We start from the raw sequence: 21,751 nt of genomic DNA on the forward strand, positions 1-21,751 counted from the left end.
GATGATAGTGCGCTAGATTGCCAATCTCATTGACTATCAAGGAACGAGACGACATGACCGCACGACGCGTCCTCATCTCCGGCGCGAGCATCGCCGGCCCCGCGCTCGCCGTCTGGCTGCACCGCTACGGCGTCGACACCGTGATCGTGGAGCGCGCGCCCGAGCTCCGCCGCGGCGGCCAGAACGTCGACGTGCGCGGCGCCGGGCGCGAGGTCGCCCGGCGGATGGGCGTCGAGGACGCGATCCGCGCCGCGACCACGGGCGAGGTCGGCACGCGCTTCGTCCGGCCCGACGGCGGCGCGATCGCCGAGTTCCCGGCCGGTCGCAGCGACTCGGGCGGCGCGACCGCGGAGCTCGAGATCCTGCGCGGCGACCTCGCCCAGCTGCTCGTCGACCGCACCGTCGGCGCCACGGAGTACCGCTTCGACGACCGCATCACGGGGATCCGCGAGGAGCGCGACGGCGTCACGGTGTCGTTCGCGCGGGCCGCCGACGAGCGGTTCGACCTCGTGGTGGCGGCCGACGGCATCGGGTCGAGCACCCGGCGCCTGGTGTTCGGCGACGAGCCCGTGATCCGCTCGCTGGGGCTCGAGACGAGCTACGCCACCATCCCGCGCACGGCCGCGGACGACGACTGGTGGCGCTGGTACGTCGCGCGCGGCGGCCGGTCGATCAGCCTGCGGCCCGACCCGCACGGCACGATCCGCGCCGCGCTCTCCACGCTCGTGGATCCCCCGGCGGGACGGGACGCGAGCCGCCGCCCGGTCGAGGAGCAGCGGGCCCGGCTCCGCGCCCGCTTCGCCGACGCCGGCTGGGAGGCCGCGCGCGTGCTCGACGGCTTCGACCGGGCCGACGACCTCTACTACGAGTCGATCGGGCAGGTGCACGCGCCGCGGTGGGCGTCCGGGCGGGTCGCGCTCGTGGGCGACGCCGCGTACTGCGCCTCGCCCGTGAGCGGCATGGGCACGAGCCTGTCGCTCGCGGGCGCATACGTGCTCGCGGGCGAGCTGGCCGCGCACGTCGACCACCGCGACGCGTTCCGCGGCTACGAGCGGATCATGCGGCCCTACGTCGAGCAGGCGCAGCAGCTGCCGCCGGGCACGCCGCGGCTCGCGCACCCCCGCTCGGCGGCGGGCGGCGCGGCGTTCGGCCTCGCGGTGCGGGCCGCGGCCACTCCCGTAGCGTCCCGCCTCGGGCGGCGCTTCATGGAGCCGCCGGCCGACCGCATCGACCTCCCGTCGTACGCGCACCTGGAGCGCTGACGGGAGGGGTATCCGCCGGGCGAACCTCCGGCGCTCCCCGCTGGGGACCGCCTGGACGCGCGGGACACCGCCGCCGCCGAGTCCGTCTCCTCTGTGACGCACCCGCGCGTCATGGAGGAGGAGCGGACATGCACGAGACGACCCGAGGATCCCGGAGCGAGGCCGGACGATGAGCGCGCGCGTGAAGGGGGCCGTGCGCCGACGCCGCCCGCGGGCCGTCTGGGCCGCGACGCTCACGGGCGCCATCGTCGCCGCCGTCGTGGTCGTCGGCGTGCTGCTGCCCGTGCTCGGGCTCATCGGCGCGGCGGACGCGACCACCGTCGGCCAGCTCGACGTGCCCGTCGGCCTCATCGCGCTCGGCATCGTGATCTCGTTCGTCGTCGGCCTCGTGCTGCTCGCCGTCGCGGCCATGACGCGCAGCGGCGTCGTCGCGTGGATCGCCGCGGTGTCGGCCGTGGTCGCGACCCTCGTCGGATCCTTCTGGCCGCTCGTCGCCACCACCATCGCGAGCGTCGACCAGGTGCAGGACGCGATCCCGTTCGTGCAGGACCTCATCGGGCGCGTGCTCGGCGGCTGACCCCATCCCCCGCACGCACGAGCGGCCGCCGACCCGAGGGTCGGCGGCCGCTCTCGTGCAGGGGGACTACTCGCGGACGAGCACCAGCTCGGAGAGCGGCAGGCGCGTGCGCGGCGCGATCTCGCGCTCGGCGAGCGGGCCCTCGAGCGCGTCGGCGGGCGCGACCGTGCCGACGGCCGTGACGGTGAGCGGCTGCAGGTTCTCGGGCAGGTCGAACGCGGCGGACAGCTTGTCGAACTCGACGCCGGCCATCTGGTGCGTGTGCAGGCCCTCGGCCTGCGCCTGCACGGAGAGGTGGGCGACGGCCTGGCCGAGGTCGTACGCGGCGTAGGGGCGCTTCTCGCCCTCGACCGTGGAGGTCTCGGCGATCGCGACGACGAGCGCCGACGCGTTCACGGCCCACGCGGCGTTGAAGCCGACGAGCGCGTCGACGATGGTGTCGAAGGCGTGCGTGCCGCGGCGGGCGGCGATGAAGCGGCGCGGCTGCTGGTTGCTGGCGGATGGAGCCCAGCGCGCGGCCTCGAGCAGGGCGTCGAGCTGCTGGTCGGAGACGGTGGCGTCCGTGTCGAAGGAGCGCGGGCTCCAGCGGGCGTCGAGCTCGCGCACGACCGGCACGGCGGTGTCGGCGGTGCGGGCGGTGGAGGGGGCGGTGGCGTCCTCGGTGAGGGTCATGGCGGTTCCTTCGGTCGGTGTCGGGGATGCGGCACTCCGTCGGGCCTCGCGGATCACAATGCGGGACGCCGCCCGGCTATTCCTGGGTGACTCGGGCGGCGTCCTGGCACGAGACGCGCCTACTCCGCCAGCGGGTCGCGCACGTCCTCGAAGCGGCCCGACTCCGCGGAACGGCCGGCCGCCTCCATCAGCGCGAGGCTGCCGAGGTTGTCGCGGCCGCTCGTCTCGGGCGGCGGGCCGCCGAGGATCGAGAGCGCGAATGCGCGGAGGCCCGCGGCCCGGCCGATGAGCGGCAGCGTCTCGAGGTCGAGGTCGAGGTCGCGCTCGGCGCCGTCGGCGTCGCGGATCCCGACCCGGTCGGCCGAGACGCCCTCGCCGCGGCTCGTGAAGGTCAGCTCGCCGTCCTCGCCGGAGATGCGCCACTCGCCCGCCCACGGCGTGACCGGTCCGCGGTGCAGCCAGCTGCCGCGGTAGTCGACGATCAGGCCGCCCTCCAGCTCGATGACCATGGAGGCGACCGCGGGGTCGCGGTAGTGGCTGAAGGACGGGCGGCTGGTGCGCGCGAACACGCGCACGGCCTCGCGGCCGGTGACCATGCGGATCAGGTCGAAGTGGTGGATCGCCATGTCGTTGATGATCGGCTGCGGGAACCGGTAGTGCGGGTAGTCGTCGGGCTCGTCGTTGTCCCACTGGCGGAAGTCGATCTCGATGGTGGCGACCTCGCCCAGCGCGTCGGCCGCGAGCAGCTCGCGCACGCGGCGCGGTGCCGGGTACCAGCGGTAGTTCTGGCTGACCTGCACGATGAGGCCCAGCTCCTCGCCGCGGCGGACCACGGCGGCGGCCTCCGCGGTCGAGTTCGCGAAGGGCTTCTCGACGATCACGTGCTTGCCCGCCTCGAGCGCCTCCAGCGCGAGCGGCGCGTGCGTGACGGCGGGAGCGGTGACGATGACGGCGTCCGCCTCCACCGCGGCGAGCGCGTCGGCGAGCGAGGCGAACGCGGCCTCGGCGGGGAGGCCGAGCAGGGACCGGACCTTCTCGCGGGTGGGCTCGCTCGGATCCACGATCGCGGCGACCTCGATCTCGGCGACGCGGGGCACGGCGTTGCGCGCCCAGTCGCCGCCCCATCCGCCGAGGCCGACGTGGATCACGCGGACGCGCGGGCCGTCGTACGCGGTCGTGGGCGTGACCGGAGCAGCCGCCGGGGTCGCCGGAGCAGCAGGAGCGGCCGGGGTCGCGGGCACGGCGGGCTTCGCGGCGCTCATCGGGCGAGGAACCAGTCGCGCGGGTGCTCGTCGGCCGTGAGGTCGGCGCGGCCGTCCGTCGGCGCGACCCAGCGGGCGGCGTTCGCGAGCACGCGGCGGATGTCGGGGTGGTGGTACACGGGGTACTCCTGATCGCCGGGCGAGAAGTAGAAGACCCGGCCGCGGCCGCGGTGGTACGCGACACCGGAGCGGAAGACCTCGCCGCCCGCGAAGGTGGAGAGGAACACCTCCTCGTCGGGGCGCGGGATGTCGAACTGCTCGCCGTACATCTCCTGCCGGTCGATGACGATCGGATGCGGGATCCCGGCGGCGATCGGGTGCTGCGGCGCGATGGTCCAGACCAGCTCGCGCTCGCCGTCGTTGCGCCACTTGAGGGAGCAGGTCGTGCCCATCAGGCGCGTGAAGACCTTGGAGTAGTGGCCGGAGTGCAGCACGACGAGGCCCATGCCGGCGTGCACGTGGCGGATCACGCGCGCGACGACCTCGTCGGACACCTCGCCGTGCGCGACGTGCCCCCACCAGTAGAGGACGTCGGTCGCGGCGAGGCGCTCCTCGGTGAGGCCGTGCTGATCCTCCTGGAGGGTCGCGGTGCTCACGCGCGCGTCGTCGCCGAGCAGCTCGCGGAGGCCGTCGGCGACCACGGCGTGGATCCCGTCCGGGTAGTGCGACAGGACGGTCGCGTCCCCCCGGCTCTCGTGCACGTTCTCGTTCCAGACGACGATGTCCATGGCGCTCCTCGTTCGGCGGTGATCGGGGGTTCGGGACGTGCGCCGGGCGTCCCCGGCCCGAGATCGGCCGTGACGCGGCGGATGCCCGCGCATACGATCGTACGCATGCCCCGCGCCGATGCGGGCGACCCGGGAGGCCGCATGACCGCCAGCGACGACGACCGCGGAGCGATCCGATGAGCGATTCGACCGATACCGCCGGGTCCACGCGACCGACCGACAAGGCCGTGCACGCCTGGTCCCTCGACGGGACGCTCGGGCGGCCGCGCGTCCCCGGGCCCGACGGGTCCGGCCCGAGCACGGCAGGCGGCCGAGCAGCGGACGCGCTGGACCTCCTCGACCTGCCCGCCGAGCTCGCCCGGCGCGGCTACCGGGCCGTGCAGATCACCCACTTCCAGCTGCCCACGCGGGACGCCGGCTACCTCGCGGAGCTGCGCGCGTCGCTCGCGGCGTCGGAGATCACGCTCGACGCGTTCCTCCTCGACGACGGCGACCTCACGCACCCCACCGACGCCGACCGGCACGAGCGATGGATCTCCGACCTGCTCGACGACGCCGAGACGCTCGGCGCGCACCACGCCCGCGTCGTCGCGGGCCGGAGCGCACCGACGCCCGAGCTGCTCGCGTCGAGCGCGCGGCGCCTGTCGCGGCTCGCCGCAGATCACCCGGGCGTCGCCGTCGTCACCGAGAACTGGCGCGAGCCGCTGCCCGACGCGGACGCGGTGCTCGCGCTCCTGGCCGACGCCGTCGACGTGCGCCTCCTGATCGACCTCGGCAACTGGACGATGCCCGACAAGCACGAGCAGCTCGCCCGCATCGCGCCGCACGCGGTCACCTGCCACGCGAAGGCCCACCGCGACGCGCACGGCCGGCTCGACGGCGTCGACTACGCCCGCTCCCTCCGCGTGCTGCAGGACGCGGGCTACCAGGGAGCGCTCGCGATGGTCAACGAGTCGACCCGGCCCGACGGATCCGACGAGTGGGACGGCCTCGAGCAGGAGCACGAGGTGGTGCGGCGGGTCTTCGGGTGAGGTGAGCCCGGTGAGGCGAGCCCGGATCAGCCGAGCGCCGACTCCGCATCCGCCGCGACGGCCTTCTGCACCGCGAACTGGGTGCGGTGCAGCTCCTCGTACCGGCCGCCCGCGGCCAGCAGCTCCTCGTGCGTGCCGCGCTGGACGATCGCCCCGTCCTCGACCACGAGGATCAGGTCCGCGTCGCGGATGGTGGAGAGGCGGTGCGCGATGACCAGCGCCGTCCGCCCCTCGAGCGCCTCGCTGAGCGCCGCCTGCACGGCCGCCTCCGACGTCGAGTCGAGCGCCGCCGTCGCCTCGTCGAGGATGACGACGCGCGGCTGGGCGAGCAGGAGCCGCGCGATGGTCATGCGCTGGCGCTCGCCGCCGGAGAGCCGGTAGCCGCGCTCCCCCACCATGGTGTCGAGCTGGTCAGGCAGCGAGCGGATGAGCGGCTCGAGCCGCGCCCGCCGGACCGCGTCCCACACCTCGTCGTCGGTGGCCTCCGGCCGCGCGAGGCGCAGGTTGGACAGGATCGTCTCGTGGAACAGGTGGCCGTCCTGGGTCACCATGCCGAGCGTGTGCCGCATGGATGCGAAGGTGACGTCGCGCACGTCGGTCTCCGCGAGCCGCACGGCACCGCTGTCGACGTCGTACAGGCGCGAGAGGAGCTGCGCGATCGTGGACTTGCCGGCGCCTGACGTGCCGACGAGCGCGACGGTCTGCCCCGGCTCGATGCGGAAGGACACGCCGTGCAGCACCTCCTCGCCGCCGCGGGTGTCGAGCGTGGAGACCTCCTCGAGGGACGCCAGCGACACCTTGTCGGCCGACGGGTAGGCGAAGCGGACGTCGTCGAACTCGACCGCCACCGGGCCATCGGGGACGGTGACGGCGTCGGGCTTCTCCTGGATGAGCGGCTCGAGGTCCAGCACCTCGAAGACCCGCTCGAAGCTGACCACCGCGCTCATGATCTCGACCCGCGCGTTCGCGAGGCTGGTGAGCGGCGCGTAGAGGCGGGTGAGGAGGAGCGCCAGGGTGACGACCTCGCCGGTGTCCAGCTGGCCGCCGAGCGCGAGGGCGCCGCCGAGCCCGTAGACGAGCGCCAGGGCGAGCGCGGAGACGAGCATCAGCGCGGTGACGAAGACGAACTGGAGCATCGCGGTGCGGACCCCGATGTCGCGGACGCGGGCGGCGCGGACGCGGAACTCCGCGGACTCCTCGTCGGGACGGCCGAACAGCTTCACGAGGGTGGCGCCGGGCGCCGAGAAGCGCTCGGTCATCTGCGTGCTCATCGCGGAGTTGTGGTCGGCGGCCTCGCGGCGCAGCGCGGCGAGGCGGCCGCCCATGCGGCGCGCGGGCACCAGGAACACGGGCAGCATGATCACCGCGAGCACCGTCACGAGCCACGACGTGCTGAGCATGACGATGAGGGTGAGGATCAGCGCCACGACGTTCGTGACCACGCCCGACAGCGTGCCGCTGAAGGCCTGCTGCGCGCCGATCACGTCGTTGTTGAGGCGGCTCACGAGGGCGCCGGTGCGCGTGCGGGTGAAGAACGCGATGGGCATCCTCTGCACGTGGTCGAACACGGCGGTGCGGAGGTCGAGGATCACGCCCTCGCCGATGCGCGCCGAGAACCAGCGCGTCACGAGCGACACGGCGGCGTCGGCCACGGCCACGAGCGCGATGACGACGGCCAGGCGGATGATCGTGGCGGTCTCGCCCCGGGCGACGATGACGTCGACCACCTGGCCGGCGAGCACCGGCGTCGCCACCGCGAGGAACGCGCCGACGACGGACAGCCCGATGAAGACGAGCAGCTTCGCCCGGTACGGCACGGCGAACGTCATGATCCGCTTCACGGACTCGCGGGAGATGCCGCGCGACCCGTCCTGCGCGCTCGAGATCTTGTAGAGCGAGCTCCAGGCGACGCTGTCCATGCTCATGGTGGTTCCTCTCGTGGGCAGCCCGCTCGGTGCGCGCGGGGTTCGCCGGGGTCGGGTCCTCTGGGGCGGACCGGGCATCCGCGTCGATGCTCCGACCGGGACGTCGTCGTGGTGACCGGATCCGCGGACGGGAGTGGACGGATCGTCCTGGCGGTGGGCGCATGCCCATCATGAGCCACGGACGGACGCGATCGCGCCCAGCGGGCGAAGCGTCACCGGATGGTCGTCGGGCGGAGGACGTACCCGGGTCCGCCTCGCGGACCACCCCGCCGCCGCAGGATGCGCCCTGGCGACCCCCGGAGTCCCTCCTGCGCCCGGCGAGGCCGTCGCATCGCGGTTCCTAGCGTGAGGGCATGACCTCGATCACGCAGACACCGACGCCCGCACGCCCCGCCGCGGCGACCGCCCGCATGGGCACCGCCGCCGACTGGATCGCCCACTTCCACGCCAACGCGGACCGGCATCTGACGCCCGAGCAGCTGATCCCGTCCGGCACGCCCTCGCCGCTCGACGCCCGCACCCGCCGGGCGTTCGTCCGCTCGTTCCAGCGGTTCGCGCTCGGGGAGAGCGGCGACGGTGCGCACCTCCTCCGGATGGCGACCGCCGCGGGCGATCCCGCCTACACGCACGCGCTCGCGCTCCTCGTGCAGGAGGAGCAGAAGCACGCGGCCCTGTTCCTCCGCGCGCTCGACCATCTCGACGCGCCCGCGCTGCCCGCGCACTGGACCGACGCGGCGTTCACCCGGCTGCGGCATCTCATCGGGCTGCGGACGGAGATCAGCCTGTTCCTCATCGCCGAGACGGTCGCGACGGGCTACTTCCACGCCCTCGCCGACCACGCCCCGGATCCCGCGCTCCGCGCCCTCGGGCAGCGGATCGCCGACGACGAGCGCGACCACGTCCGCTTCCAGATCGACCGCCTCCGCACCGGCTTCCGCGACACCCCCGCTCCCCTGCGCGCGCTCATCGGCGGGGCGTGGACGGTCGTCGCGGCGGGCGCGGCGACCGTGATCGTGGTCGACCACCGGGCTGCGCTGCGTGCGTGCGGGGTCGCGCCGCGGGCGTACTGGCGGGAGGCGATGCACGGCTTCGGGGCTGCGGCGCGCTCGGTGCTGGTGGATGCGCGGGCGCCGCTGCTGGGGCCGGCGGACGGCGCCCGCGCGTCCGCCCGCGCCTGACGCCGGGCAGACGGGAGGGGCGGGCCGCCTCCTCGGCGACCCGCCCCTCCTCCTGCTCCACTACCGGCTGTCGTCAGACGCGCGCCAGCGCATCGACGGGTCGCCCGGCCGTGTTCAGCGGCGCACGGATTTGCGGCCGCCGACCTTCACGTAGATGACGAGGACGATGATGGCGCCGATGATCGAGCCGATGATGCCGGCGGGCTGGAAGAAGCCGTCCATGGCGTCGCGCTGGAACAGCAGGAACGCGAGGAATCCGCCGACGAACGAGCCGACGATGCCGAGCACGATGGTCATGAGGATCGACATGCTCTGGCGTCCGGGGATGACCGCGCGGGCGATGAAGCCGGCGATGAGGCCGATGACGATGAGGCTGATGATGAGTCCGAGCATGGTGATCTCTCTTCTGTGCGAGCACGTCAGGAAGACGCGCGGTGGTGCCCGTTCGGGGCGATGACTCCAACCAACCACCCTGCGGGGTGTGGCAGCACACCCCTGGGGGTGGGATGGTGGATCCATGCCCGCCACCCGCACCCGTCCCGTCACGATCGCGCTCGTCGACGACTACGACGTGGTGCTGAAGGGCCTCGCCCACATGTTCGACGACTACCGCGACCGCGTGCTCGTCGCGGAGATCGACGCCAACGCCGCCCTCTCCGACGAGATCGACATCGTCCTCTACGACTCGTTCGCCCAGCCGGAGTCGGATCACCACGAGATCGCGGAGCTGGTGCGGAACCCGCGGGCCCGCCGCGTGGTCGTCTACACCTGGAACTTCCAGCCCGAGCTCGTCGCGGACGCCCGCATGCAGGGCGTGCACGGCTACCTCTCCAAGGCGCTGCCGGCCCGGGAGCTCGTGGAGGCGCTCGAGCGGATCCACTCGGGCGAGGAGCTCTTCAATGACGCGCCGCTGCGGGCCGCGAGCGCGCCCTCGCTCGACTGGCCGGGCAAGCGCGAGGGGATCACGGATCGCGAGTCGGAGATCCTCGCGCTCATCACGCAGGGCAAGAGCAACCAGGAGGTCGCGGCGCTCACGTACCTCTCCCCCAACACGGTGAAGAGCTACATCCGCTCGATCTACCGGAAGATCCAGGTGCAGAGCCGCACCCAGGCGGTGATCTGGGGTGTCGGGCACGGGTTCAGCCCGGATCACCACCGGATCGACCATTGGCTGGGTGGGCCGTAGCGGGCACCTAGAGGTCTTCGCGGCCGATGGGAACCGTCATGGATTCACGTGCGCTTGTCCGCGATGAACGCGTCGAGGTCGAACGATGCGGCTTCGCCGCTCGCCTCACCGGCGAGCTGCGATTCCTGGTCCTCCATGCGGCGGAGCCCGGCGTGGACGACCTCGCTCGCGGACCGATAGCGCCCGGATGCCACTTGTCGCTACCTCCCGTAGCCGCCGTCTCGGCCGCTCGCGCGACCACCGGCAAGCGGGCCCGGTCGCGCGGCGCCGCGGACCGCTCGCGACGGTGACGGCCTCGCGGGTCGCGCGGTCCCGGGCGATGCCGGTCGCGGGAGAGGGACGATCGCTCGCCCCAACACCTCCTCCAAGCGCGCATTGCTGCCGGTGTCCTGGCTGTGGAACCGAGCCTCGACGAACTGCTCCCTCAGCGGCGAGCCGACCGCGAACCGAGAGGATTCGATCCGGTACCCCGCCTGCTCCGCGAGCTGCGAGAAGAACACGAACTGCGTGCGGGTGTTGCCCTCGCGGAAGCTGTGGATCACGTTGAGCTCACCCCAGATCTCTGCCAGCTCGTGGACGAAGTCCGGCCGTTCGAGACCGCGCAGAAGGTCCTTGGCGGCGAGCTGCCGGTACTGGGCCTCGGCTGCTTCGGTGAGGGTCGGACCGGCCGGGTAGTAGGAGTGCCCGTCCTTGGTCATGAAGGAGCCGACGGGAGCCACGCGCTCCTCACCGGCCCAGTCGTAGACATCCTGGAAGATGTGCCGGTGGATCGCCTTCATGTGGGGGTAGTCGAAGACGCCGTCGATCGGTTCGTCGGCCAGCTCACCCGTCCTCAGAGCCGTGGCCGCCTCCTCGAGCTGCGTGAGCACGATTCCATCCACCTCGCCGTGCGGCCGGCCGGGTCCCGTGAACTTGTTCCTCAATACAGACGTACCCGGGATGAAGTAGTCATCCCAGGTACGGAACGTCGAACGGCGAGGCATCAGCCCTGGATGTGCCGGCGGATCTCCGCGACTGCCTCGTCACCGGTGATCTCGTGTCGTGCGGCTCGCTCGAGGATGGCTCTCAGTGCAGGATCCGACACCTCGTGTCCGGCCAGGGCCAGAGCTGCATCCGCGAACGCGAGGCGGTCGGCTACCCGTGCGTCTTCGGCTGAGGCAGCGTCTGAGGCGGGAGATGCGTGGGGCATGACGAGATCCTTCCTGGGATCTACAAACCTACCCGCGCGGTTGTGGCGTGAGCGGTGAATCGCGACATCCTCGGAGCGCAGCCGGGACGGCGAGTTGGGGAGGAGCTCCTGACCGCGAAAGCGGACGCATGGCCCGGCACATCACCCGCGCGCTCCCCGCCTCCTCTGGGAGCATGACCCGCATGATCCCCTCCACCTCGTCCCGGTTCCGCAAGTCCGTGCCCAAGGCGAAGGCGGGAGATCGGGTGGCGGTGCTGAGCCCCGCGTTCGCCGCGCCCGGCATGGCGCCCGAGGTGCACGAGCAGGCGATGCGGCGGCTGCGGGAGGCGACCGGGCTGATCCCCGTCGAGTACCCGACCACCCGGCGTCTCGGCGCCAGCGTCCGCGATCGCACCGCCGACATCACGGCCGCGTTCGCCGACGACTCCATCCGCGCGATCGTCTCGACCATCGGCGGGGACGACCAGGTCACGGTGATCCCGCACGTCGACATCGAGGAGCTGGCCCGGAACCCGAAGCCGTTCCTCGGCTACAGCGACAACACGAACCTGCACAACCTGCTCGCGGGGCTCGGCATCCCGAGCTTCTACGGCGGATCCACCCAGGTGCACCTCGGCGCCGGACCCGGAATCGACGACGTGCACCTGCGCTCGCTGCGGGCGGCGCTCATCGAGGGCGGGGAGCTGGAGATCACCGAGCCCGGCGAGTCGGAGGACTTCGGGATCGACTGGACGGATCCTCGCGCGCTCACCGAGTTCGGCGAGCGCCACGCGACCGAACCGTGGAAGTGGGCCGGCCCGGCGCGCACGGTGGAGGGGCCGACGTGGGGCGGCTGCATCGAGGTGATCGACCAGATCGCGATGGCCGGGCGCATGCCCGAGACCGCGAAGATCGAGGGCGGGATCCTGCTGCTCGAGACCAGCGAGGAGGTGCCGTCGGCCGACAGCGTGAAGCGGTGGGTGCGGGGGCTCGGCGAGCGCGGGATCCTCGACGTCGTCGCGGGCGTGCTCGTCGCCCGGCCGCCGACCATCGTCATGGGCGCGCCCGTGCCGTCGCCCGAGGAGCGCGCGCGGCTGCGGGCGGAGCAGCGCGACACCGTCATCGAGCAGGTGGCCCGCTACAACCCGCGCGCTGTCGTCTGCGTGGGCGTGCCGTTCGGCCACACGCGGCCGCAGTGGATCCTGCCCCACGGCGGCACGGTGCGGCTCGACGGCGCCGCGAGGAGGGTGTTCGCGGACTACAGCTGACGGCTCGACGCCCGGACGGCGGTGCCGATCCGGTCGCTGGATAGGCTTCGCGCGTGACGCTGCAGAACCACCCCGGCGAGGTCGAGTTCCCCGCGCGCGCCCGTGTGCGCTACGCCCGCATGCTCGACGCGCAGCGGTTGCGGCCCGGCGGCGGCAAGGGGACGCGCGCGCTGCTCGTCACCGCCCTGGCGCTGCCCTTCGGAGCGGCCGGCGTGGCGCTCGGGATCGTCGTGGCGACGTCCGGCGAGCCGGAGGGCGGCCCGGCCATGCCCATCGTGCTGTTCGCGCTCGGGATGGGCGTGGGCCTGCTCGTCGCGTCGGTCGTCTTCCAGCAGATCGACGCGCGGGCGCCTCGACGCGACCAGCTCGCGTACGTGGCCGAGGCGCGGATCCGGCCGCTGCTGCTCGAGGAGCAGCAGCTGCTCGCGCTCGACGCCGTGAGCGACTTCTCGTTCGGCGGCTGGAACTCGTCGCTCGCGTTCCAGCCGACGTGGGCCGAGATGCCCGCGGAGCTGCGCACGAAGCACGCCGACGGCGCGACCGGGCACGAGTGGGTCGGCCTTCCGATGACGACCCTCGCGCAGCACCGCGCCGCCCTCGACACGCAGTTCCGCATCGCGTCGCGCGACGACATCGAGCTGTTCGTGGCGGATGCGCTGGCGCAGGGGCCGCAGTCGGCGCGCTTCGCGGAGCTGGCCGCGTCCGAGGAGGCGGAGCGCATGGTGTCGCGGATGGCCGCGCTCACCGGCCGGAGCGAGTTCGAGATCATCGACCTGACCCGCCCGCACGACGGCCGGCCTCCCGTGCTGCTGCTCGCGGGCGACAGCGAGCGCACGATCGGCGCGATCCGCTACGCCTACATGGCCGGGTACCTGCCCGCGGACGACGCGTGGGCGCTGATCCGGCAGATCGGTGCGCGGGTCTTCGCGACCTACGACGGCTGGGACGCGTACTGGGCGGACGCCGCGCTCGCGCTCGCCTTCCGGACCGACAGCCTCGACGCGGTGATGTCGCAGCGGCGGGTGCGGGATGCGCTCGTCGCGTCCGCATGGCCGGCGGCGACGGTGCCGTGGCCGGGGGCTTCGGCTCGGAGCTGATCCGCGCGGATCAGTCGCGCGGCTCGCCCGTGAGGGGGCGGATCACGCGGTGGCCGTCGAGGGAGCGGGCCGCCTCGAGGACGTGGGCGGATGCGATCGCGAGGAGAGCCGGGTCCGGGATCGCGGAGAACGTGTCGCCGAGGCGCTGCGTCGCGTCGGTCAGCACGATGTGCGGGCCGGACGCGGGCGGGCCCCACTCCTCGGGCGGGGCCGGGCCGAAGATCACGACCGAGGGGATGCCGTAGGCGGTCGCGAGGTGGGCGGCGCCGGTGTCGGCGGAGATGACGAGGTCGGCGGCAGCGATGATGCCGGCGAAGGCGTCGAGGGCCAGCTCGCCCGCGAGCACCGTCTCCGTGGGCATGTCGGCGAGGGCGGCGACCTCGAGGGCGCGCTCGCGCTCCTTGTCGGAGCCGGTGAAGACGACCGTGCGGCCCTCGTCGGCGAGCGCGCGGGCGACCTCGGCGAAGCGGTCGACGGGCCACTGGCGGGAACCGTAGGCGGCGCCCACGTGGATCACGACGGCGTGCTCGGCGACGGGCGGCTCGGCGGGGACGAGGATGCCGACGTCCTCGGGATCCGCGGGCATGCCGTGCCAGGAGACGAGCCGAGCCCAGCGGTGGCGCTCGAGGACGTGGTCCTCCCAGGCGGGGCCGTCGGCGGCGGGCATCCCGTCGAGCTCGGGGGCGGCGTGGCCGAGGGTGCGGTGCGCGCGCAGCTCGTGGAGGAGCGTGCGGCTCTCGACACCGGCGCCGTGCAGGTTGATCGCGAGGTCGACCGTGCCGGGCTCGCGCGCGATCGGGTGGTCGAAGCCCTGCTGCGGGAGGTGCTCGTCGACCATGCCGAGGAGCCGGACGACCGGCGCGAGCCAGCCGGTGGTGGCGAGCGAGATGCGGGCGTCGGGGTGCGCGCGGCGGATGGCGCGGAGCGCGGGGACGGCCACGAGGATGTCGCCGAGCTTGATGGCGCGGAGGACGAGGATCTCGGCGGGGCCGGGCTCCCCCGTCGCGGCGTCCGCGGATCCGGGGGTCGCGGGGCGGGCGTCGTCGATGTGGGCGTCGGGAACGCCGGGGATCTGCATGGATTCCAGCCTGGCAGAGGGGACGCGCGGCGGCCGGGTCGTTCCGCCGCCGGGACCCGTGCGAACGTCAGGCCGCTCGCACCCGCCGGATCAGCCGCGACACCACGAACCACACGACGAGCAGCGCGATGACGCCGATGGCCGCGTACGAGATCAGGCCGCTCCACTCCTCGAGCACCGGGCGGATCGCCGGGCCGAACGCGAAGCCGAGGCCCACCCAGATGGCGTTCCAGGCGCCGGATCCGATGACCGTGTAGAGGGAGAACCGCCCGATCGGCATGCGCTCGATGCCCGCCGGGATGGAGATGAAGGAGCGCACGAGCGGCACGCACCGGCCGAGGAGCACGGCGGTGCCGCCCCAGCGCTGGAAGAACGCCTCCGCCTTGTCGAAGTCCGCGTGGTCGAGCAGCGGGATCCGGCCGACGAGGCGGCGGGTGCGATCCCGGCCGAGCGCGGCGCCGATCGCGTACCAGATGAGCGCGCCGAGGAGCGCGCCGACGGTGGCCGCGGCCCACGCGCCCCACGCGCTCATCCGGCCCTCGTACGCGAGGAAGCCGGCGACGGGGAGGATCGCCTCGGAGGGGATCGGCGGCACGAACGTCTCGATGAGCACCGCGAGGCCCACGCCCACCTCCCCCAGCGTCTCGATGAGCGAGAGGACCCAGCCGACGAAGCCGTCGTACCCCTCGCTCGGATGGATCTCGCCGGGGGTCACTGCCTGGATGGCGCTCATGCGGCCTCTCGTTCTCTCGGGGGGTCGGGCGTCGTCGTCCCGCGAATCCTAGGGAACACATTTCCACGTCCGCTGAATCGGGCGCGTGGTCCGTCCGGGGTACCTGCCCGCACCCCGCGGGGGACGACGTGCGCGTCGCCGCAGGAGAGGCTGGATCCGCGGCCGCCGCGCCGCATCGCACCCGCCCGACGCCTCCCGAGGAGCTCCGCCGTGATCCACCCCGCCCGCTCCGCCCGCCTCGCGCTCGCCGCGGCCCTCGCCACGACCCTCCTCGCCGGATGCGCGACCCCCGCCGCCGAGGCGCCGACGGCCCCGCCCGCGTCCGCGGCCGCCGCGCCGTCCGCATCCGCCGCCCCCGCGGTCGACCAGGCGGCCGCCGACGCCGCGTTCACCGCGCTCGAGGGGCGCTTCGGCGCGCGCCTCGGCGTGCACGCGGTCGACACCGGCACGGGCGCCGAGGTCTCCTGGCGCGCGGACGAGCGGTTCGCGTACGCGTCCACCATCAAGGCCCCGCTCGCGGCCGCGCTGCTCGACCGCGTCGGCATCGCCGGGATGGATCGCGCGGTGCCGATCGAGGCGGCCGACATCCTCTCCTACGCGCCCGTCACCGAGACGCGCGTCGGCGGCACGATGACCCTCCGCGAGCTGGCCGAGGCCGCCATGACCCGCAGCGACAACACCGCCGCGAACCTCCTGCTCGAGGCGCTCGGCGGTCCGGCCGAGCTGGACGCGGCGCTCACCGCCCTCGGTGACGACACCACTGTCGTCTCCCGCACCGAGCCCGACCTCAACGAGGCCACCCCCGGCGACGACCGCGACACGACGACCCCGCGCGCCGCCGCCGCCCTCCTCCGGGCGCACGCGCTGGGCGATCCGGGCGCGATCGCGGATCCCCTCGACGCCGACGAGCGCGCCCTCTTCACCGGCTGGCTGAAGGCCACGCATACGGGCGCGACGCTCGTGCGCGCCGAGCTCCCCGCCGACTGGACGGTCGGCGACAAGTCCGGTCTCGGCGAGTACGCGAGCCGAGGCGACGTCGCGGTGATCTGGCGGGCCGACGCCGCGCCGATCGTGATCGCCGTGCACTCCGCGAAGGACCAGCAGGACGCGGACGCCGACGACGCCCTCATCTCGGGCGCAGCGAAGGCCGCGGCGCAGGCGCTCGGCGCGCTCGGCTGACGGGTCGGGACGCCGCCGGGCGCGGGCGCGCCGGGATCAGCGCCCGCCGTCCTCCGCGAGCAGGGCGAGCGCCCGGGACAGGTCGTCGACCGCCCGCTCGGCCGCCGCATCCGCACCCGCGTCGCGGCGCGCGAGCCAGGCCGCGACGATCCCCTGCATGCCCGCCACGGCGAGCGCCGCGCACCGGCCGGCGAGGGCGTCGTCGAGGCCGGCCGCGGTGAACCGGCGGCGCGTCTCCTCCACGTAGCGGCTGTACTCCCAGGCGGGCAGGTCGGCGAGCGCCGGGATCCGCTGCACGGTCGCGGCGAGGTCGATGAGCACGCGCTGGCGGTCGGGCTCGCGGCGCACGCGGTCGAGCTCGGCGCGGAGGGTCAGGGCGACGACCTCGCCGAGCGGCGCGCCCGCGGGATCCTCGGCGGCCTCCAGCTGCGCGACGACCGCCTCGACCTCCTGCCGCAGCAGCGCCCCGAGCAGCTCCTCCCGCACGCCGAAGCAGTAGTGGAAGGCGCCGTGCGCGAGCCCGGCCTCCGCGGTGATCGCCCGCGTGCTCGCCCCGGCGACACCCGCGACGGCCATCACCCGCACCGCGGCGTCGAGCAGCTCGGCCCGCCTGGCGTCCCGTGATCCGTACGCGCGGGTGCTCTCGGACGCGGGCTTCATGGGAGAAAGCTACCAAGCTGGGTCGATTTGGCCGTATGGCCGAATGTGTGATCTAGCGTCGGAGCATGAGCACCGACCGCCGCACCGCCCCCGCCATCCGCACGGCCCGCGCCGCCGACCTCGACGACGTCACGCGCGTCCTCGCGGAGGCCTTCGCCGAGGATCCCGTGCTGGCCGGCTTCGTCCCCGCCGGCCCCCGGAAGCGCGAGCGCCTGGCCCTGCTCTTCGCCGCGCTCCTTCGCAGCGGCCCGCTCCCTGACGGGACGGTCGACGTCGCGGTCGACGCGCGCGGCGGGATCCTCGGCGCGGCCGTCTGGGAGGCCCCCGGCGGCATCCCCGCGCACCGGACCCTCCGTCAGGCGCCGACGTTCCTGCGCGCCCTCGGCGTCGCGGGCGCCCTCCGCGCGGCCACGCGCCTCCGCACCCTCGACCGCGCGCGACCGGGCCTCCCGCACTGGCGCCTCGCCGAGGTCGGCGTGGGCGCGGCGGCGCGAGGCCTCGGCGTCGGATCCGCGCTCCTCGCCCACGGCCTCGCCCGGGTCGACGCCGAGGGATCCGCGGCCTACCTCGAGTCGTCGACCGAGCGGAACCGCGCGCTCTACCTCCGCAACGGCTTCGCCGAGCTGGGCGAGCTGGCGGGCCTGGCCGGGGCGCGCCCGGTGGCGATGTGGCGGTCGGCGCGGGTGGAGTCGCCGGTTCGCTGAGGCGACGGGGCGCAGGATCAGCGCGGGATCCGCGTGCCGGGATCAGACCGGGCAGTGCACCTGCGTGCGGGCACCCGAGCGATCGATGTCGTGGTCGGGCATGGGCTTGCCGCACATGGGGCAGAGGCGCGACTGCGGCTCGGGCACCGGGTCGTCGGTGTACGGGCCGAGCGGCGGCGCGCCGAGGTACGGGCGGAGCCGCTCGTTGAACCGCTCGACGGCCGCCCCGAAGCCGCGCTCGCGCCGCGGGCTACCATCTCGATCCTTACCTCGTGTCATAGTATTCAGTGTACGCGGTAATTCCGCAGGCGGCGAGGAGCTGGCATGGCACACGAGGGCGCGACGCGCACGGATCCCCTGGCGCTCGAGAGCCAGCTCTGCTTCGCGGCGGTGCTGGCGGCGAGGTCGGTCGTCGCGCTGTACCGGCCGATCCTCGAGCCGCTGGGCCTCACGCATCCGCAGTACCTCGTGATGCTCGCGCTCTGGGAGCGCGACGGCCGCTCGATCTCCGACCTCGGCGGCGCGCTGGCCCTCGAGCCCGCGACCATCACGCCGCTCCTGAAGCGCCTGCAGTCGGCCGGCCTGCTGGAGCGCGCGCGCAGCGTGGAGGACGAGCGCGTCGTGCGCGTCACGCTCACCGACGCGGGCCGCGAGCTCCGCCGCCAGGCCGAGCAGGTGCCCGCCCGTGTGGCCGAGCGCACGGGCATGACTGCCGCGGAGCTCGGCAGGATCCGGGACGACCTGCACGAGTTCCTCGCGCGCATCGACGCGGCGCCGGATCCCGCGAGCGCCTAGCGCGCCCGTGACGGTTCCCCGCCAGCCGCGGTCGACGCGGCCGCGCAGGGGGACGATGGATCCATGACCCTCAGCGCCGACGGCACCCTCACGGACGGACGGGCGCTCGTCGGCCCGGTCGACGCCCCCGAGCTGCACGTGATGACGTACAACATCCGGCGCCTGTTCCGCCGCTACCGGCCGGGCAGCCCCGACCGCTGGGCCGACCGCGAGCCGCTCATCGCCGAGCTGCTCCAGCGTGAGCAGCCCGCGCTCCTCGGCACGCAGGAGGCGATGCCCACGCAGGGGCGCGCGCTGTCGCACGCGCTCGGGCGGCACTACCGGCGGATCGGGCACGGCCGCAACGCCGACGGCCACGGCGAGGGCTGCCCCACCTTCTACGACACGCGCCGACTGGAGCTCACGAGCTGGCGCCAGGTCGCGCTGTCGGACACGCCCGCGGTCGCCGGATCCCGCAGCTGGGGCAACATGGTGCCGCGGATCGCGGTGGTCGCCGACTTCACGGATCGCGCGACCGGCCTGCCGCTGCGCCACGTGAACACGCACTTCGACCACCTCTCGCGGCGCTCGCGCGAGGAGTCGGCGCGCATGATCCTCGGGATCGTCGCCGAGGTGCAGGTGCCCACGATCGTCGCGGGCGACACCAACGCGGGCGTCGACACGGAGCCGCACCGGCTGCTCCTCGAGCACGGCGCGCTCGTGGACGCGTGGCCCGCCGCCCGCGAGCGCCTCACGCCCGAGTGGGGCACGTGGTCGAACTACAAGGCGCCGAAGCGCACGACCCGCCGCATCGACTGGATGCTCGTGACGCCCGACATCGAGGTGGAGCGGGTCGGCATCAACACCACGCGCATCGGCGGGCGCGCGCCGAGCGACCACGAGGCGCTGCAGGCGGTGGTGCGGTGCTGACGGATCCGCCGACGCCGGCCCCGCCCGACGGCCCCGAGGCGACGCACGAGCCGCACCCGCCCGAGGACGTCGCCATGTTCGCCGCCGACGCCGCGCGCGCCTTCCTGCAGCCGCCGCACGGGATCACGGCGGTGCTCGCCGACGTCGTGCGGGTGATCGGTCTCGCCACGTTCCTCTTCTCCGTGTTCGCGTGGACGGGGACGACGTCGGCGATGTTCGCGCTCGCGCTGCTCGGCCTCGTCGCGCCGCGTTTCCTCGGGGCGCGGCCCGCGATGGATCTCGCGATCGGGATCACCACGCTCGTCTCCGCCGCGAGCAACCGGCTCGACCTCTACGAGACGCTGCCGTGGTGGGACATCCCCGCGCACCTCGTCACGACAGCCGCCCTCGCCGCCCTCGTGATCCTGCTGGCCGACCGCGCGGGCGTCGTGGTCGATCGGCGGCCGCTGCCCCTCGGGATCCTCAGCCTCACGGTGGGCCTCGCGCTCTCGGCGCTGTGGGAGCTCGGCGAGTGGGCGGGGCAGGCGTGGCTGGACCCGGAGATCCTCACCGGGTACGCCGACACGATCGGCGACATGGCGGTCGGCGGGTTGGGCGCGCTCCTGATCGCGCCGCTCATGCCGATGCTGCTGGCGCGGTCGCGGTGGATCGCGGAGGCCTGAGTGTACGTGACCAACAAAGATCTTTAACGCAAGTAGCAACATATGCGTCTTCCACGTGGGCAAAACCGTGCAATCGCCAGCTACAGCGACTCCCCCGCTGGATCAATGTGCCGCATTTTGGGGGCTAAAAATACGAGAAGAGTGACGTAAAACCAGTCGTGATACCCATTTTTCGCAGTAGCATCAGAGCTAGCTGAATCCGAAACGCGCGACTAGACGCGTTTGGCCAGGACGAAGACTAGGAGTCCTATGTCCGATACATATTCGTCAAAGGTGCGGGCGATTCACAACTTCTTCAAACGCATGGTGCCACGAAAGGCACGTACGATGAGCCCCGCAACCGATGCAGAAGTTAAAGTTGAAGTTGAAGGATACTTAGACCTGCTGCAAAGCCTGCGCGGCCAGTTGACGGACGAAGCCAAGGCGCTGGATACGCGTGCGGGCATAGTCATCTCGCTGGCAGTCGCTTTATCGGTCGCCTCTTACGTCGGAGCCGTGCCCGTATGGAGCGGGCTCTGTACTGCAATGGCGGTAGTGAGCGCCTTCCTAGGAGTCGTGGCACTACTGACGAATACTCTTGAAAATGGAGAACCGGGAATGTCCCTGGTACTTCAGTACGGAAGCCGGGAACTAGTTAAAGAGGCAATCAACGGGAAAACCGCTTCGCTCGAGAAAGAAACCGACCGACTGGAGGTCGAACGTAGGTGGGTCCGCCTGCTAGAGGATGCCCTCATTTCCCGCAAGCGGTGGATGCTGGCGTCGTACGTCGCGCTCGTGGCCTCCGGAACCACGTTGGCCATCACGCATATCTTGCACCCATTAGTGATGTCGCCTGCCTCACCGGCGTGAAGCTCAAAGCAGGTTACCGATTCAAGGTCGCATCCTAAGCAAAGACCTGCGTATTCATATCCATCACCAAACCTTGGCGCGCCTGAACCCATTTCGCACTTGCTCTGTAGGGCATGCGTACGTCGCAAAGACTGCCAACCGCGCGCTGCCTGCACAGTTGAGTCGAAGCGACGTGCCATGACTACAAGCGGGGACGATGGAGGAGCGTCGCTCGCAGGGCGCTGCTGCTCCCCGCGCGGGGGCGCTGCTCCTCCCGGCACCGGACGAGCGTGACGCCCCGAGGAGAAGTGCTCCGGGCGGGGTTTGGCCGGAGGAGCAGTCGGGTACGGGCCGATCATGCGCTCGCCCGGGATCGACCTCGAGGCCGTCCTGTTCGACCGGGACGGGACGCTCGTCGTCGACGTGCCGTACAACGGGGATCCCGCCCTCGTCACGCTCATGCCCGGCGCCCGCGAGGCCGTCGACGCCGTGCGGGCCGCGGGCCTGCGCGTCGGGATGGTGACCAACCAGTCCGGCATCGCGCGCGGCCTCATCACGCGCGCGCAGGCCGACGCCGTCAACGCGCGCGTGCAGGAGCTGCTCGGCGCGTTCGACCTCGTGCTGCTGTGCCCGCACGGATCCGAGGACGGCTGCGACTGCCGGAAGCCGCAGCCGGGCATGGTGCTCGAGGCCTGCCGGGCGTGGGGCGTGGATCCGTCGCGCGTCGCGGTCGTCGGCGACATCGCGGCCGACATGGGCGCCGCCCGGACCGCGGGCGCGCGCGGCGTGCTCGTGCCCACACCCGTGACGCGCGAGGAGGAGGTGGCCGAGGCGGAGCTGGTGGCCCCG

25 protein-coding genes and 1 pseudogene are annotated in these 21,751 nt (G+C 73.1%); 14 read left to right on the forward strand and 12 right to left on the reverse strand.

The features are described from left to right. Window positions 1-53 precede the first annotated feature (53 nt). Window positions 54-1,262, forward strand: coding sequence for an FAD-dependent monooxygenase (locus K0V08_RS09205; protein ID WP_079534210.1), 1,209 nt, complete (start codon window positions 54-56; stop codon window positions 1,260-1,262). 169 nt (window positions 1,263-1,431) lie between these two features. Then, entirely contained in the window at window positions 1,432-1,839 is a 408-nt protein-coding gene (locus K0V08_RS09210) for a hypothetical protein (RefSeq protein ID WP_079534208.1), read from the forward strand. A gap of 66 nt (window positions 1,840-1,905) precedes the next feature. Here K0V08_RS09210 and K0V08_RS09215 read toward each other — a convergent pair whose 3' ends face one another. From K0V08_RS09215 to K0V08_RS09225, 3 genes are all read right to left on the reverse strand, one after another. Next, window positions 1,906-2,511: a nitroreductase family protein gene (locus tag K0V08_RS09215; RefSeq protein WP_079534206.1), complete on the reverse strand. Its 606-nt coding sequence runs from the start codon at window positions 2,509-2,511 to the stop codon at window positions 1,906-1,908. A 119-nt stretch (window positions 2,512-2,630) separates the two neighbouring features. Next, window positions 2,631-3,773, reverse strand: coding sequence for a Gfo/Idh/MocA family protein (locus tag K0V08_RS09220; protein ID WP_174239391.1), 1,143 nt, complete (start codon window positions 3,771-3,773; stop codon window positions 2,631-2,633). After that, window positions 3,770-4,501, reverse strand: a complete 732-nt coding sequence (locus K0V08_RS09225; protein ID WP_043584374.1) for a ThuA domain-containing protein — start codon at window positions 4,499-4,501, stop codon at window positions 3,770-3,772. The genes K0V08_RS09220 and K0V08_RS09225 overlap by 4 nt, the downstream gene beginning before the upstream one ends. A gap of 176 nt (window positions 4,502-4,677) precedes the next feature. Between K0V08_RS09225 and K0V08_RS09230 the strand changes: the two genes are divergently transcribed. Next, window positions 4,678-5,532 carry a sugar phosphate isomerase/epimerase family protein gene (locus K0V08_RS09230; RefSeq protein WP_079534204.1) on the forward strand — a complete coding sequence of 285 codons (855 nt, stop codon included), beginning with the start codon at window positions 4,678-4,680 and terminating at the stop codon, window positions 5,530-5,532. A 26-nt stretch (window positions 5,533-5,558) separates the two neighbouring features. Here the strand turns inward: K0V08_RS09230 and K0V08_RS09235 are convergent, their stop codons facing one another. Then, window positions 5,559-7,457 (reverse strand): ABC transporter ATP-binding protein, encoded by a 1,899-nt coding sequence (locus tag K0V08_RS09235; protein ID WP_079534202.1) that lies wholly within the window; start codon window positions 7,455-7,457, stop codon window positions 5,559-5,561. A 353-nt stretch (window positions 7,458-7,810) separates the two neighbouring features. On the opposite strand from K0V08_RS09235, the gene K0V08_RS09240 reads away from it, so the two are divergent. Beyond that, window positions 7,811-8,635: a ferritin-like domain-containing protein gene (locus K0V08_RS09240; protein ID WP_227266658.1), complete on the forward strand. Its 825-nt coding sequence runs from the start codon at window positions 7,811-7,813 to the stop codon at window positions 8,633-8,635. 114 nt (window positions 8,636-8,749) lie between these two features. Here K0V08_RS09240 and K0V08_RS09245 read toward each other — a convergent pair whose 3' ends face one another. After that, entirely contained in the window at window positions 8,750-9,028 is a 279-nt protein-coding gene (locus K0V08_RS09245; RefSeq protein ID WP_079534200.1) for a GlsB/YeaQ/YmgE family stress response membrane protein, read from the reverse strand. A 124-nt stretch (window positions 9,029-9,152) separates the two neighbouring features. On the opposite strand from K0V08_RS09245, the gene K0V08_RS09250 reads away from it, so the two are divergent. Beyond that, window positions 9,153-9,821 carry a response regulator transcription factor gene (locus K0V08_RS09250; RefSeq protein WP_079534198.1) on the forward strand — a complete coding sequence of 223 codons (669 nt, stop codon included), beginning with the start codon at window positions 9,153-9,155 and terminating at the stop codon, window positions 9,819-9,821. A 44-nt stretch (window positions 9,822-9,865) separates the two neighbouring features. On the opposite strand, the gene K0V08_RS09255 is transcribed toward K0V08_RS09250, so the two are convergent. The 3 genes from K0V08_RS09255 to K0V08_RS09265 form a co-directional block, all read right to left on the reverse strand. Then, window positions 9,866-10,015 carry a type II toxin-antitoxin system ParD family antitoxin gene (locus tag K0V08_RS09255; protein ID WP_079534196.1) on the reverse strand — a complete coding sequence of 50 codons (150 nt, stop codon included), beginning with the start codon at window positions 10,013-10,015 and terminating at the stop codon, window positions 9,866-9,868. 6 nt (window positions 10,016-10,021) lie between these two features. Continuing rightward, entirely contained in the window at window positions 10,022-10,690 is a 669-nt protein-coding gene (locus tag K0V08_RS09260) for a Fic/DOC family protein (protein ID WP_231689068.1), read from the reverse strand. A gap of 113 nt (window positions 10,691-10,803) precedes the next feature. Then, a complete protein-coding gene (locus K0V08_RS09265; protein WP_079534194.1) occupies window positions 10,804-11,010 on the reverse strand; it encodes an antitoxin VbhA family protein in 207 nt (68 codons plus the stop codon). 182 nt (window positions 11,011-11,192) lie between these two features. Here K0V08_RS09265 and K0V08_RS09270 point away from each other — a divergent pair, with 182 nt between their 5' ends. Both K0V08_RS09270 and K0V08_RS09275 read left to right on the forward strand, forming a co-directional pair. Then, a complete protein-coding gene (locus K0V08_RS09270) occupies window positions 11,193-12,257 on the forward strand; it encodes a S66 family peptidase (RefSeq protein WP_079534301.1) in 1,065 nt (354 codons plus the stop codon). A 53-nt stretch (window positions 12,258-12,310) separates the two neighbouring features. Further along, on the forward strand, window positions 12,311-13,354 hold the full coding sequence (locus K0V08_RS09275; RefSeq protein WP_079534192.1) for a DUF1266 domain-containing protein: 1,044 nt from the start codon (window positions 12,311-12,313) through the stop codon (window positions 13,352-13,354). Between the two features lie 10 nt (window positions 13,355-13,364). On the opposite strand, the gene K0V08_RS09280 is transcribed toward K0V08_RS09275, so the two are convergent. Both K0V08_RS09280 and K0V08_RS09285 read right to left on the reverse strand, forming a co-directional pair. Next, window positions 13,365-14,432 carry a glycosyltransferase family 9 protein gene (locus K0V08_RS09280; RefSeq protein WP_079534188.1) on the reverse strand — a complete coding sequence of 356 codons (1,068 nt, stop codon included), beginning with the start codon at window positions 14,430-14,432 and terminating at the stop codon, window positions 13,365-13,367. Between the two features lie 67 nt (window positions 14,433-14,499). Continuing rightward, a complete protein-coding gene (locus K0V08_RS09285) occupies window positions 14,500-15,165 on the reverse strand; it encodes a DedA family protein (protein WP_079534186.1) in 666 nt (221 codons plus the stop codon). A gap of 210 nt (window positions 15,166-15,375) precedes the next feature. Here K0V08_RS09285 and bla point away from each other — a divergent pair, with 210 nt between their 5' ends. After that, on the forward strand, window positions 15,376-16,344 hold the full coding sequence (bla, locus tag K0V08_RS09290; RefSeq protein WP_079534184.1) for a class A beta-lactamase: 969 nt from the start codon (window positions 15,376-15,378) through the stop codon (window positions 16,342-16,344). Window positions 16,345-16,380: 36 nt separating this feature from the next. Here the strand turns inward: bla and K0V08_RS09295 are convergent, their stop codons facing one another. Continuing rightward, window positions 16,381-17,004, reverse strand: a complete 624-nt coding sequence (locus K0V08_RS09295) for a TetR/AcrR family transcriptional regulator (protein WP_079534182.1) — start codon at window positions 17,002-17,004, stop codon at window positions 16,381-16,383. A 65-nt stretch (window positions 17,005-17,069) separates the two neighbouring features. Between K0V08_RS09295 and K0V08_RS09300 the strand changes: the two genes are divergently transcribed. Beyond that, complete coding sequence (locus tag K0V08_RS09300; protein WP_079534181.1) at window positions 17,070-17,708, forward strand: GNAT family N-acetyltransferase; 639 nt, start codon at window positions 17,070-17,072, stop codon at window positions 17,706-17,708. Window positions 17,709-17,750: 42 nt separating this feature from the next. Here the strand turns inward: K0V08_RS09300 and K0V08_RS09305 are convergent, their stop codons facing one another. Further along, complete coding sequence (locus tag K0V08_RS09305) at window positions 17,751-17,987, reverse strand: hypothetical protein (protein ID WP_079534179.1); 237 nt, start codon at window positions 17,985-17,987, stop codon at window positions 17,751-17,753. A 45-nt stretch (window positions 17,988-18,032) separates the two neighbouring features. Here K0V08_RS09305 and K0V08_RS09310 point away from each other — a divergent pair, with 45 nt between their 5' ends. The 5 genes and pseudogenes from K0V08_RS09310 to K0V08_RS09330 form a co-directional block, all read left to right on the forward strand. Beyond that, window positions 18,033-18,503, forward strand: a complete 471-nt coding sequence (locus K0V08_RS09310) for a MarR family winged helix-turn-helix transcriptional regulator (RefSeq protein WP_012039369.1) — start codon at window positions 18,033-18,035, stop codon at window positions 18,501-18,503. 63 nt (window positions 18,504-18,566) lie between these two features. Beyond that, a complete protein-coding gene (locus K0V08_RS09315; RefSeq protein ID WP_079534177.1) occupies window positions 18,567-19,412 on the forward strand; it encodes an endonuclease/exonuclease/phosphatase family protein in 846 nt (281 codons plus the stop codon). Beyond that, window positions 19,406-20,074: a DUF2238 domain-containing protein gene (locus K0V08_RS09320; RefSeq protein WP_079534175.1), complete on the forward strand. Its 669-nt coding sequence runs from the start codon at window positions 19,406-19,408 to the stop codon at window positions 20,072-20,074. Before K0V08_RS09315 ends, K0V08_RS09320 begins: the two co-directional genes overlap by 7 nt. A gap of 249 nt (window positions 20,075-20,323) precedes the next feature. Next, a complete protein-coding gene (locus K0V08_RS09325) occupies window positions 20,324-20,923 on the forward strand; it encodes a hypothetical protein (RefSeq protein ID WP_128516974.1) in 600 nt (199 codons plus the stop codon). A gap of 336 nt (window positions 20,924-21,259) precedes the next feature. Beyond that, a pseudogene (locus K0V08_RS09330) lies at window positions 21,260-21,700 on the forward strand (D-glycero-alpha-D-manno-heptose-1,7-bisphosphate 7-phosphatase); the annotation flags it as partial. Between the last annotated feature and the right edge of the window lie 51 nt (window positions 21,701-21,751).

The organism is Clavibacter michiganensis, assembly GCF_021216655.1.
In the GTDB taxonomy this organism is placed as follows: domain Bacteria; phylum Actinomycetota; class Actinomycetes; order Actinomycetales; family Microbacteriaceae; genus Clavibacter; species Clavibacter michiganensis.

Coding starts and splice junctions, on each gene's coding strand:
- K0V08_RS09205 (WP_079534210.1), top strand. CDS start 54: ATGACCGCACGACGCGTCCTCATCTCCGGCGCGAGCATCGCCGGCCCC.
- K0V08_RS09210 (WP_079534208.1), top strand. CDS start 1,432: ATGAGCGCGCGCGTGAAGGGGGCCGTGCGCCGACGCCGCCCGCGGGCC.
- K0V08_RS09215 (WP_079534206.1), bottom strand. CDS start 2,511: ATGACCCTCACCGAGGACGCCACCGCCCCCTCCACCGCCCGCACCGCC.
- K0V08_RS09220 (WP_174239391.1), bottom strand. CDS start 3,773: ATGAGCGCCGCGAAGCCCGCCGTGCCCGCGACCCCGGCCGCTCCTGCT.
- K0V08_RS09225 (WP_043584374.1), bottom strand. CDS start 4,501: ATGGACATCGTCGTCTGGAACGAGAACGTGCACGAGAGCCGGGGGGAC.
- K0V08_RS09230 (WP_079534204.1), top strand. CDS start 4,678: ATGAGCGATTCGACCGATACCGCCGGGTCCACGCGACCGACCGACAAG.
- K0V08_RS09235 (WP_079534202.1), bottom strand. CDS start 7,457: ATGAGCATGGACAGCGTCGCCTGGAGCTCGCTCTACAAGATCTCGAGC.
- K0V08_RS09240 (WP_227266658.1), top strand. CDS start 7,811: ATGACCTCGATCACGCAGACACCGACGCCCGCACGCCCCGCCGCGGCG.
- K0V08_RS09245 (WP_079534200.1), bottom strand. CDS start 9,028: ATGCTCGGACTCATCATCAGCCTCATCGTCATCGGCCTCATCGCCGGC.
- K0V08_RS09250 (WP_079534198.1), top strand. CDS start 9,153: ATGCCCGCCACCCGCACCCGTCCCGTCACGATCGCGCTCGTCGACGAC.
- K0V08_RS09265 (WP_079534194.1), bottom strand. CDS start 11,010: ATGCCCCACGCATCTCCCGCCTCAGACGCTGCCTCAGCCGAAGACGCA.
- K0V08_RS09270 (WP_079534301.1), top strand. CDS start 11,193: ATGATCCCCTCCACCTCGTCCCGGTTCCGCAAGTCCGTGCCCAAGGCG.
- K0V08_RS09280 (WP_079534188.1), bottom strand. CDS start 14,432: ATGCAGATCCCCGGCGTTCCCGACGCCCACATCGACGACGCCCGCCCC.
- K0V08_RS09285 (WP_079534186.1), bottom strand. CDS start 15,165: ATGAGCGCCATCCAGGCAGTGACCCCCGGCGAGATCCATCCGAGCGAG.
- K0V08_RS09295 (WP_079534182.1), bottom strand. CDS start 17,004: ATGAAGCCCGCGTCCGAGAGCACCCGCGCGTACGGATCACGGGACGCC.
- K0V08_RS09300 (WP_079534181.1), top strand. CDS start 17,070: ATGAGCACCGACCGCCGCACCGCCCCCGCCATCCGCACGGCCCGCGCC.
- K0V08_RS09305 (WP_079534179.1), bottom strand. CDS start 17,987: ATGACACGAGGTAAGGATCGAGATGGTAGCCCGCGGCGCGAGCGCGGC.
- K0V08_RS09310 (WP_012039369.1), top strand. CDS start 18,033: ATGGCACACGAGGGCGCGACGCGCACGGATCCCCTGGCGCTCGAGAGC.
- K0V08_RS09315 (WP_079534177.1), top strand. CDS start 18,567: ATGACCCTCAGCGCCGACGGCACCCTCACGGACGGACGGGCGCTCGTC.
- K0V08_RS09325 (WP_128516974.1), top strand. CDS start 20,324: ATGTCCGATACATATTCGTCAAAGGTGCGGGCGATTCACAACTTCTTC.